14 protein-coding genes are annotated in these 8,917 nt (G+C 64.6%); 9 read left to right on the top strand and 5 right to left on the bottom strand.

The window, feature by feature from the left end:
• Positions 1–98 precede the first annotated feature (98 nt).
• Both ACZ4RZ_RS21970 and ACZ4RZ_RS21965 read right to left on the bottom strand, forming a co-directional pair.
• Positions 99–1,073 carry an OmpH family outer membrane protein gene (locus ACZ4RZ_RS21970; protein WP_467746802.1) on the bottom strand — a complete coding sequence of 325 codons (975 nt, stop codon included), beginning with the start codon at positions 1,071–1,073 and terminating at the stop codon, positions 99–101.
• Positions 1,074–1,323: 250 nt separating this feature from the next.
• Positions 1,324–2,085, bottom strand: a complete 762-nt coding sequence (locus ACZ4RZ_RS21965) for a hypothetical protein (protein ID WP_467746800.1) — start codon at positions 2,083–2,085, stop codon at positions 1,324–1,326.
• An 882-nt stretch (positions 2,086–2,967) separates the two neighbouring features.
• Here ACZ4RZ_RS21965 and ACZ4RZ_RS21960 point away from each other — a divergent pair.
• Positions 2,968–3,528, top strand: coding sequence for an HDIG domain-containing metalloprotein (locus ACZ4RZ_RS21960; protein WP_467746799.1), 561 nt, complete (start codon positions 2,968–2,970; stop codon positions 3,526–3,528).
• Here the strand turns inward: ACZ4RZ_RS21960 and ACZ4RZ_RS21955 are convergent.
• Genes ACZ4RZ_RS21955 through ACZ4RZ_RS21945 form a run of 3 tightly spaced genes read right to left on the bottom strand, consistent with a single transcriptional unit; the run spans position 3,523 to position 5,000 of the window.
• A complete protein-coding gene (locus ACZ4RZ_RS21955) occupies positions 3,523–3,747 on the bottom strand; it encodes a hypothetical protein (protein WP_467746797.1) in 225 nt (74 codons plus the stop codon). The genes ACZ4RZ_RS21960 and ACZ4RZ_RS21955 overlap by 6 nt on opposite strands.
• Positions 3,748–3,756: 9 nt before the next feature.
• The gene (locus ACZ4RZ_RS21950; protein WP_467746795.1) at positions 3,757–4,227 is read right to left on the bottom strand and encodes an NUDIX hydrolase; all 471 of its coding nucleotides are present in this window, start codon (positions 4,225–4,227) and stop codon (positions 3,757–3,759) included.
• A 41-nt stretch (positions 4,228–4,268) separates the two neighbouring features.
• Entirely contained in the window at positions 4,269–5,000 is a 732-nt protein-coding gene (locus ACZ4RZ_RS21945; protein WP_467746793.1) for an XRE family transcriptional regulator, read from the bottom strand.
• Between the two features lie 154 nt (positions 5,001–5,154).
• Here ACZ4RZ_RS21945 and ACZ4RZ_RS21940 point away from each other — a divergent pair, with 154 nt between their 5' ends.
• The 8 genes from ACZ4RZ_RS21940 (at position 5,155) to ACZ4RZ_RS21905 (ending at position 8,833) form a co-directional block, all read left to right on the top strand.
• Complete coding sequence (locus tag ACZ4RZ_RS21940; protein WP_467746791.1) at positions 5,155–5,502, top strand: SCO3933 family regulatory protein; 348 nt, start codon at positions 5,155–5,157, stop codon at positions 5,500–5,502.
• Between the two features lie 5 nt (positions 5,503–5,507).
• Positions 5,508–6,854, top strand: a complete 1,347-nt coding sequence (locus ACZ4RZ_RS21935; protein WP_467746790.1) for an FtsK/SpoIIIE domain-containing protein — start codon at positions 5,508–5,510, stop codon at positions 6,852–6,854.
• Between the two features lie 84 nt (positions 6,855–6,938).
• Entirely contained in the window at positions 6,939–7,142 is a 204-nt protein-coding gene (locus ACZ4RZ_RS21930) for a hypothetical protein (protein ID WP_467746789.1), read from the top strand.
• Positions 7,142–7,342, top strand: coding sequence for a hypothetical protein (locus ACZ4RZ_RS21925; RefSeq protein ID WP_467746788.1), 201 nt, complete (start codon positions 7,142–7,144; stop codon positions 7,340–7,342). The genes ACZ4RZ_RS21930 and ACZ4RZ_RS21925 overlap by 1 nt, the downstream gene beginning before the upstream one ends.
• A 78-nt stretch (positions 7,343–7,420) precedes the next feature.
• Complete coding sequence (locus ACZ4RZ_RS21920) at positions 7,421–8,095, top strand: DUF2637 domain-containing protein (protein ID WP_467746786.1); 675 nt, start codon at positions 7,421–7,423, stop codon at positions 8,093–8,095.
• 19 nt (positions 8,096–8,114) lie between these two features.
• Positions 8,115–8,318 carry a mobile element transfer protein gene (locus ACZ4RZ_RS21915; RefSeq protein WP_467746785.1) on the top strand — a complete coding sequence of 68 codons (204 nt, stop codon included), beginning with the start codon at positions 8,115–8,117 and terminating at the stop codon, positions 8,316–8,318.
• Positions 8,319–8,335: 17 nt separating this feature from the next.
• On the top strand, positions 8,336–8,491 hold the full coding sequence (locus ACZ4RZ_RS21910) for a hypothetical protein (RefSeq protein WP_467746784.1): 156 nt from the start codon (positions 8,336–8,338) through the stop codon (positions 8,489–8,491).
• Positions 8,492–8,515: 24 nt separating this feature from the next.
• A complete protein-coding gene (locus tag ACZ4RZ_RS21905; protein WP_467746783.1) occupies positions 8,516–8,833 on the top strand; it encodes a SpdD-like protein in 318 nt (105 codons plus the stop codon).
• The last annotated feature ends 84 nt before the right edge of the window (positions 8,834–8,917 follow it).

The following is an 8,917-nucleotide window of genomic DNA, read 5'->3' as shown; positions in this document are numbered from 1 at the left end:
CCGTGTGGCTCGCCCTTGGTGCGAGTCGTAGGTCGGTTACTCAATGGGCGAGTCCTCGCTGCGCTCTGGCGCTGGGGAGGAGCAGTCGGCCACGGGGCTTAATTTCCGTCCCCTGGTCCATTGACCTCCGGTGTCTCAGGTTGCGTGTCGGATGGATCCAATGGATCCATATCCGCGGAGTCGCACTCAGCATCACTCGTATGTTCCGTTCCCTGCGGCCTCGGACTGCTCCTAAGTGTCTCTATTGAGACCTGCCATGTCGCGAAGGTGGCCTTGAACACCGCCACTTTGTAGATGATTCTTCTACGGAGGCGCCATTCGCGATAGAGCGCGTCAAGTTTTTCATGGAACTTACCGACGAGAGTGTCGCCGGTTATCCATGCGATAAACAAGATCAACGCCACTATGTACCAGAGTTCCAAATGGAATAGATGCAGCCCTTGATCCACTAGGAGTACGAGGGTGAGGAACCCGCATGTTATCCGCACGATCCAACGAATGGCCTGCGCAATAGAAAACTCCCATCTTGTTCGACCTATCTTACTTGCCATAGCCTCGCTTTGACCCGCGTACCGATCCCGCAGCCCTATTTCGAGCGATGCCCAAGCTTGGAAGGTCGATTCGTCGGGATATCCAAAGCGCGTGATTTCTCGCATGCCGATGAAGGGCGTGGCCAGCCCAGGATCGTCTAGCTGGCGAATCAGAGAATCCATCAACTCATCACGCGCAGCAAGCTCCTCCCGTTGCAATTCGCGCTGCTGTTGCTCTTCGACAGCTCTGAGTTCCTTCCGCCTGGCCTCTAAGTGCCACACTGCAGCCTCAGTTCGCGCCTTCGCCACCATCAAATCAACATCGCTCTGAATCTCGCTTTCGAGTTTATCGAGCCGGCGCAGTCCCGACTTCAGGACTCTCAGACGTAGGGAGGCTTCTTCTTTTATCCTTCGACCCTGTTCGATGTGCAATTCGCGGGCATTTTCATCATCTATTATGGCAGCCGCTGTAATATTGTCGATCCTGTCAAGATCTCGGTTAGCCATGTTGGACGTCACGGCCCGCAAAACTCTGGAAAGCATGAAGGCACATCCCTAAGTAAACGGGTGGTCAGCTTCACGCCGAGTGATCCGAGCCGTGGGCCTGTTCTACCTCGCTAGTCAGCCGGACAGCTGATCAGCACACCGGCCACTAATCGCAGCCTGCGGCACTTGACTCGTCCATTGAGACTCCACCGACCACGCGGTGCGGGTGCGGATGCGATCAAGATGACAAAAGCGGGGCGGGCCGGAGCAGCTCAGGGCAAGTGCTGATGGACAGAACTTTGGGCCATCACAGCGTAGAGACGCTGAAGTCTTTCTCAAACAGCTCTCTAATCTTCATTCCCTCAATAACCGCAGGCTTCAAGGATGCCTTTCCTCCCCTGTAATACAGCTTATCCGGCGAAACCCATTCGGCATCATCCCCATACAGTCGCCTAATTAGATCAGGGCGAATTCTCCATGCGCAGTCAAATTTTGGAATGCTTTCCGAATCGAATTCCCAATGATTGACGTGTCCGCTACTACTAGTCATGGTGAAACTAACTTTTCCGAGCCCCTCTCGCGAGAGATCTGGAGGCTCTACATTTGCTCCCATGGTGAAACTCGACCCATGCCCCTTGCACGTCACCGCGAATCCGCCGTTCACCGTTGATCGCTCGCAGATCAGAATCCAGGCGAGGCACCAGTCACCAGCCACGAGCGCTCGCTTAGCACCTTCAAGCATGTCTCTTTCGTTGCGAACCCCCTCTGACGCGCCCTTGTCAAGCTTCAATACATACCCCTCCCCCTTTTTGAGCTTGAAGGTGACCTCTGCGGCAGCTGCGCCCGGAACATCAACGCCAGCGGTCGATGAGACGGAAAAATAGCGTGAGCTGTAGTGAAGGCGGCCGGCAACGGTTTGCCGCTCGTAAGTATCCGGAGTTACGCTGAGCAAGTTTTCCGAGGTGTCAGCATTAGTAAATTTAAGCGATCGATCAAAGTAGCCAATATCGCCAAGGTTAACGAGATCGCCCGGCTCCCACGTCGCCCAATCGGAAGTCTCGTCCTGCACCCAACTAACATAAGACCTGCTGGATCCAGCCATCATGACCTCCCGGTTGAACAGCCCACACCGGACAACTCCAGGGTCACATGAGGCAAAATAGCTGTCAATTCGACGCCGAATGCCGAGCGCTACAGTCGGTTAGTCACCGAGGTCGGCGTAGCGACTTTGGCCGGGAGCTGCTTTGGCGCGAGTGATCATGGCCCCGTAAGCTTCCGGCGCGTCGGGCAGTCTGTGGACCTGCCCGGTAAAGCACGACGTTGGGGCCATGATCTTCGAGGCTCGCGCCAAAGTGGCTGGCTAAAGTCGCGGAGCCGGCCGCCCCAGCCACGGGGCAACGTCCACGGGAGCGGGCGAGTCGACACCGCACCGCCACCACGATCCGGCCTCGTTCGTAACACAAAGCGTCACTGACCTGCAGGGCGGCAGCCCCCTCGGCCCACCACGCCCAGTGCTGTGTTTTGGCCGTTTGCGAGTGGCGACGGGCGGACGGCGGTCCGCAGCCGGTGGCGGAGACATGGAGGCAGCGGAGCGGCGGCCGACCGGCGCCGCCGCGCTGTGCGCGGCCCTCGATCCATGATCGACCTGACTGTGTCAGGCAGTGCGGGTGTATCGAGGCCAGGAACGTCGAGCCGCGTAGGGGAAACAACAGTGGCTGACGTGGTTTCCCTACCTGAGGTCGGATCGTGGTGGCGGTGCGGTGTCGGCTCTCCCGCGTGTCGGCGGGCAGGTGCTCCGCGGCTGGAGGCGGTGTCGGCGAGCCGACTGATGGAGGCGGCCACGCGAGCGAAGCGAGCCTTGATGAAGTAGGGAAAGTCTGACCGCGCCATGATCCGGAACATCCGGCGCCGGGCTGTCGGCTATCCGCCTGACTGAGCTACGGTGCGTTTCATGTCTTCTGCGTTGGACACGCCCCAGGGCGCGGCTGAGCTGGCCGAGTCGTTGTTGCCCCCGCTCGGGAATCGCTGGCTGCACACCCAAGCCGTGGCGGCCCGAGCGCGTGAGGTATCCGCGGCTGTGTCCGAAGAGGACCGGGATCTACTCATCGCCGCTGCTTGGCTACATGATCTTGGCTACGCCTCGGAGCTGCAGGACACCGGCTTCCATCCCCTCGATGGTGCCCGCCATTTGGAGCGGCTCGGCGCGCCGACGCGGCTCGTGCAGCTGGTCGCTCACCACTCCGGTGCCGTGTACGAGGCTGAGCAACGTGGGCTTACCGCCGAGTTGGCCGCGTATGAGCGGGAGGACTCCCCCGTCTTGGACGCATTGATCTACGCCGACATGACGACCGGTCCCGCTGGGCAGTCCTTCGACTTCGACCGTCGCATGGATGAGATCTTGGATCGCTATGAGGTGGGCAGCGTCGTGCACACCGCGATCAGCAAGGCCCGGCCGTACCTCGGAGCGGCTGTCGAGCGGACTCGTGCGCGCCTGTCGCCTGATCAGTCATAGGGCGATTGGCTCGTACGCCATCGCCTGCTCGACGATCTCCGTCGGGGTAAGCTCCGGCGTCGTGTGGTAGATCAAAGTGATGATGTCCGGGCAGACCAACCCTCGTTGCAGGGCGGCTATGACCTCGCCTTCTCTCTCTTCGTCCTCCACGAATTCGAGGTCCAGCAACCTCTGAATGAGGTCTTCTGCCTCCTCTCGGCTCATGCTGCGATGCGCCATGGACCTCTCCTACCCGATGTATGGCGTGGACCGCTTGGTCAAGCCGTGATCGATCCGCATCCGCATGGACGGGTGGATGTTCAGCTCGTCCAGCCGGTTCGGGCTAACGAAGGCAACTTCTTTGCTCTCGCTGCTAGTTCGCAGCACTCCGCCGACGATCTGGGCCGTGAAGCAGATTGAGAACTGCTGTCGCACTTCGCCGTCGTCGTACGCGATGACATGCGCGGGGTTGGTGTAGAGGCCGACCAGCCCGGTCACGTCGACATCGAATCCGGTTTCTTCCTTGGTCTCTCTTACGGCGGCATCAGGGGCGGACTCGCCGACGTCGACCCCGCCACCGGGCAGCGCCCACAGGTCGTTGTCTGTCTTGTGGATCAACAGGACTTCCCCAGCTTCGTTCAACGCGACGGCGGTGACCGACGGAACGATGCTGTTTGCCTTTGGGGCGTTCGGATCATTGAAGTAGTCGATGCGGGCCATGTCTCCAGCGTCGCACGTCCAGGCGCCAGCTGGGACGGCGCCTACGCAGGCCGTCCGCGCTCCCACGCGTAGTCAAAGCTCCGCATGTAGTGCCGGAATGTCCGGGCGCCTGGGATGTACCGGAAGTGTAGAACTGGGTTCTGTCCCGCGGGCGCCCCAAGTACGTGCGGGTTCACCAACACATCGTCGTCGAACCGATAGATCGAGTTGTACAGGATCGTGTCGTGGAGCCTGATCTCCACACCGGGCGTCTTAGCTGCCGGTTCGAGGTAGCGGCGGGTTATACGAGCGCGGGCGGCCAGGTCGTCGCCGATGCCTCCTTCTTCACCTCGCTGGCGGATCATCTGCGAGTCCGGGTCGCCCAGTAGGACACGAACCTGAGTGCCGGCTGTTGCCTTCTCGGCGAGTTGGTCGGGGAGATCGGGGTGGCTGTCGAAGAGGAACAGCCCTGCATAGACGAGGATTTCCACCTGGTCCGTCGCCTTCTCGATCAACGACGACCAGAGGGAGGCGGGAACGGCGCCGCGGTGCGGGTAGTACGTGACTAGTTCAGATGTGCTCGCAGTCTCGGCCTGCTTCTCCACGGTCGGCCAGAGGTAGACCTCGTCAACGCCAAGGAAGCTTGCGGCCTTCCAGCGGTGGCCTCGATGCGGAGTGCGGTTCGTGGTGATCCATCGCTCGACGCTCTTCGGGTCCACCCCGACGTGATCAGCGACGGACTGGACGGTCTCCCCCTTGGCCGAAATGGCCGCGCGCAGACGCTCGTTCGCCATGAGGTTCCCTCCCTGTGGACGTAGGGACGTTTTGACGGTAACTCAGACGTCCCCAAACGTCCAGACGGACCGTGATGCGTCCATGGCCGCTCGCGGTCTCCTGATGTCACCGGCCGATGCCGGTCAACATCCCTCCAATACAGGAGAACAGACGATGCGTCAGATTCCCGTCGACACGACCGCGATGACGGTCATGCTGATCCAGACACCGGAGAAGAAGGTCAAGAACCGCGAAACCGGTGAAGTCGCTACGGACCGGCAGTCGGGCAAGGTGCTCTACAACGTCAACGTCGCCGTAATCGTGGACGGCCGTCCGGACGCGGTGACGATCGTGGTCGCCGAGGACGGCATTCAGCCCGATCTCATGGCGGGCATGCCGGTCGAGCTGCCGGGCCTGGTGGCCCGCCCGTGGGAGAACGACTTCGGGCACGGCATCTCCTACCGCGCGATCGCGGTCGCCGCGAAGCAGCTCACCCCGGTCGGCTCGAACGGCAAGGGCTGAACATCATGACCGAACTGCTCCTGATCGCGTTAGCGATCCTGGTCGGGCTCGCGTTGCTGCTGCGGTGGCAGCGCCCCGCCTGGTACTGGATGACCTTCGGCGTCCTCTACGCCACCCTCAAGGTCCGCATGCGGTACGCGTCCGTGATGGACGCATGTGACCTGACGGTCTCGGCCTCACGGCTGCGGCTGACCCTGGCCCGCTGGTTCAACTGGGACACGCCGCGCCAGCGGGTTCCCCGCCTGTTGTGGATCAAGCCGACCCGGACCGGGTTGCGGCTGCGGATCCGGATGCGGCCCGGTCAGGACGCCTTCGACTACTCGGCCGCGGTCGACCGGTTGCGACACGCCTTCGGCGTCCATCAGGTCACCTCCCGTGAGATCAAACCGGGCACAGTCGAGATCGCAATGACCGGCTACGACGTGCTCAAGCGAGTGCAGATGCCGGCCCACGTCGACCGCGCCGAGCTGCGCATCCCGGTGGCGTTGTGCGAGGACGGCTCGGTCCACTACCGCGACTACAGGCAGGTGCCGCACTCCATCACGCTGGGCGCGGTCGGCTCTGGCAAGTCGGTCACCCAACGCCGGGTCATCAAGGAACTCGCCGCCCAGCACGTGGCACTGGTCGGCATCGACTGCAAGAACGGGGTGGAACTCGCCCCGCTGGCACGCCGGTTCTCGGGCTTGGCCGACAACGCTGATGATGCGGCGGACCTCCTTGAGGCCCTGGTGGCCCGTATGGAGGGGATCTATCAGGTGATCCGTCGCGAGCAGCGTGTCAGTGCGGACACTCCGGACGTGGAGATCACCGCCGACATCTGGGGCCTGCCCGAGCACCTGCGCCCGGTGCCCGTGGTCCTCACCATCGACGAGATCGCCGAACTGGCCCTGTTCACCACCACGGCGGAGAAGAAGCGCCGCGAACGGGCCGTGGTCGCCCTCGTGCGGCTGGCCCAGCTCGGCCGCGCCGCCGGCATCTTCGTCGACATCTACGGCCAGCGCTTCGGCTCCGAACTCGGCGACGGCATCACCATGCTGCGCGCCCAGCTCACCGGCCGCATGTCACACCGCGTCAATGACGAATCCAGCTCCAAGATGGCCTTCGGCGACGTCTCCCCGCACGCGGTGTTCGCCGCCACGCAGATCCGCAACGACCGCCCCGGCATGGCCGTGGTCGGCTACTCCAACGGCGAATGGACCCGCATCCGCTCCGCCTACACCTCGATGCGCGAAGCCGTCACCGCCTGCAACAAGCACGCCGGCCTGACCCCGGATCTTCCCGAGTTGGCCGGCTTCCGCCCGCTGGTGGATCTCGCGCCCGTCGAGGTGCCCGCGGTGGCCGAAGCCGCCTGATCCCACCCCCGCTCCACGGTCGGCGCGACCGCCTCGCGCCAGGTCCCTACCCGAGCCATGTCCGAAGAAGGAAGAGCACCCCTCATGTGCCCCAACTGCGAGGACTTCGCCCGCACCGTCGTCATGCTCGGCCAACTCGCCCTCTACGCCGACATGTTCGACGCCGATCAGGACTTCGTCGCCGCCGTGGGCCCGTGCCTGGCCGCGTCGCTGCCGGAGCCGCCGCCGGGCCTGTTCCCGCCCGGCTACGACCCGAACGACGGCCCCGAGTACCCCAGCGAGGGGTGATGACCGTGCCCGCCGCGAAGAGGCCTCCCGCTCGCCGTAAGACAACCAAGCCCAAGCCCGCGAAGTGCCCGGACTGTGACGGCAACGGCGAGATCACCGAAGCCGTCCGGGTCGGCACCCGCAAGGGCCGTGCCACCGACGACCACCAGACCGCCGTGTGCCTGACCTGCTGGGGCACCGGCGAAGCCCCCACCGACTGAACACCGCCGGGGTCGGGCGGTCGGACATCGCTCCCCGCCCGCCCCGGGCCCAACCACCTGCGAAGGGAGGTGAAGACCATGCGCCGCGCCTTGTACCACCTCGTTCTCGTCCAAGCCGTGATCTCCGGTGCCCTGTCCTTCGCCCACCTGCACGACCTCGCCCAATCCGCAGGCCAGACCGGCTGGAAGGCCTGGGCCTACCCCGTCTCCGTCGACCTGCTCATGGTCGCCGCATGGCGCCGACTGCGGGCCCGTCGATCCTGGCTGGCCTGGTGCTGGTTCCTGATCGCCCTGGTCGCCTCGCTCGGCGCCAACATCGCCACGGCCGGCTTCCTCGACATGGACAACCCGCCCGCCCTGCTCCGCCTCGGTGTCGCCGGCTGGCCCGCGCTCGCCTTCCTCGGCGGCACCCTGCTCGCCCACGCACCCGAACAGCCCACCGACCAGGCAGACGCCCCGTCTGCGTCCGCAGCCTCCGCCCTGGACGTCGAACGCGCACCCGTCCCAACACCCGAGCCGGAGCCCGCCACGGTTCCCGCGGCCCATGACACTCCGGCCCTGCCCGCCGCCGACCCGGCCCCCGTCGAGCCTGCTGCGGCCATGCCGGTACCGCCCGCGCTGGTCGCCCACGCCCGCAAGGTCGCCTACGACCACCACGCCCGCACCGGCAGCCCGATCGACGCCGACACCCTGCGCGCCCGCCTCGGCGTCCCCGCACCCATGGCAGCTGCCATCGCCGCCCAACTTGCTTGATTCGAAAGGACATTGACCGATGGGACACCGCTTCTTCCTCTTCGAACGCCTCCAGCGCTACGGCCCCGTCGAGATCGGCCGGGCCCTAACCAAATCCGGCGAGAAGGGCTACATCGCCTCCTGCACCGCCGATCAGTGCGGCTGGTCCTCCGAATACACCAGCTACGGCGCCGTCTGCGTGGCCGCCAAGGGCCACCGCTGCCGGATCAAGAACAAGCACTAGCCGAAGGGATACGCCCCATGTCCGTGCCGCTGTGGTTCTTCGTCGCCTGCCTGGCCGTCGTGGGCGTCAAGACCCTCCGCCCGCCCCTGTGGCTCGTGGTCGTCCTGCTGATCGGCGGCTACCTCCTCGCCAACAGCCTGCTCGCCCCCGCCATCGACCCGATCGCCAAGTAACCGCCCTCGGAAGGGAGTTCACCGATGCTCCGCCCCAAGATCCCGACCATGCCCACGCCCACGGGCCACGTCGTCCCGCCCGCCGTCGTCGAGCCAACCGCCATCGTCCCCGGCACACAGGTTCCGCCGCCCGCCCCGATTGCCCCGGTGCCGGCCCGCCCCACGATCCAGCTCACCCCGGGCACCGCGCTCGCCCTCGTCGGCGGCGGCACCGCCGTGGTCATCGTCGTCGGCGCCGTCCTGGTCTCCATGCTCCTCGCGGTCGCCGTCACTGCCGTCTCGGTCGCGGTATGCGCCGTGGTCCTGCGTTCCCTGGTCGCCTCCGACACGAAGCGACGCTGACCGGCCCCCGGGCGGCCCTGAAACCGCCAAGTCTCCGCCGCCCGGGCGCCGTGCCCCTGTCCGATCCACAAGAACCGGAAGGAA

The sequence above is a fragment of the Streptomyces sp. NPDC027189 genome (genome assembly GCF_055566975.1).
Note: the sequence above shows the minus strand (reverse complement) of the source record. Positions and strands in the feature narration are given on the sequence as shown.

Bases quoted from the DNA above. Each gene is read 5' to 3' on its own strand.
- ACZ4RZ_RS21910 (WP_467746784.1), top strand. From the start codon at position 8,336: ATGTCCGTGCCGCTGTGGTTCTTCGTCGCCTGCCTGGCCGTCGTGGGC.
- ACZ4RZ_RS21920 (WP_467746786.1), top strand. From the start codon at position 7,421: ATGCGCCGCGCCTTGTACCACCTCGTTCTCGTCCAAGCCGTGATCTCC.
- ACZ4RZ_RS21905 (WP_467746783.1), top strand. From the start codon at position 8,516: ATGCTCCGCCCCAAGATCCCGACCATGCCCACGCCCACGGGCCACGTC.
- ACZ4RZ_RS21935 (WP_467746790.1), top strand. From the start codon at position 5,508: ATGACCGAACTGCTCCTGATCGCGTTAGCGATCCTGGTCGGGCTCGCG.
- ACZ4RZ_RS21950 (WP_467746795.1), bottom strand. From the start codon at position 4,227: ATGGCCCGCATCGACTACTTCAATGATCCGAACGCCCCAAAGGCAAAC.
- ACZ4RZ_RS21940 (WP_467746791.1), top strand. From the start codon at position 5,155: ATGCGTCAGATTCCCGTCGACACGACCGCGATGACGGTCATGCTGATC.
- ACZ4RZ_RS21930 (WP_467746789.1), top strand. From the start codon at position 6,939: ATGTGCCCCAACTGCGAGGACTTCGCCCGCACCGTCGTCATGCTCGGC.
- ACZ4RZ_RS21925 (WP_467746788.1), top strand. From the start codon at position 7,142: ATGACCGTGCCCGCCGCGAAGAGGCCTCCCGCTCGCCGTAAGACAACC.
- ACZ4RZ_RS21945 (WP_467746793.1), bottom strand. From the start codon at position 5,000: ATGGCGAACGAGCGTCTGCGCGCGGCCATTTCGGCCAAGGGGGAGACC.
- ACZ4RZ_RS21960 (WP_467746799.1), top strand. From the start codon at position 2,968: ATGTCTTCTGCGTTGGACACGCCCCAGGGCGCGGCTGAGCTGGCCGAG.
- ACZ4RZ_RS21915 (WP_467746785.1), top strand. From the start codon at position 8,115: ATGGGACACCGCTTCTTCCTCTTCGAACGCCTCCAGCGCTACGGCCCC.
- ACZ4RZ_RS21955 (WP_467746797.1), bottom strand. From the start codon at position 3,747: ATGGCGCATCGCAGCATGAGCCGAGAGGAGGCAGAAGACCTCATTCAG.
- ACZ4RZ_RS21970 (WP_467746802.1), bottom strand. From the start codon at position 1,073: ATGCTTTCCAGAGTTTTGCGGGCCGTGACGTCCAACATGGCTAACCGA.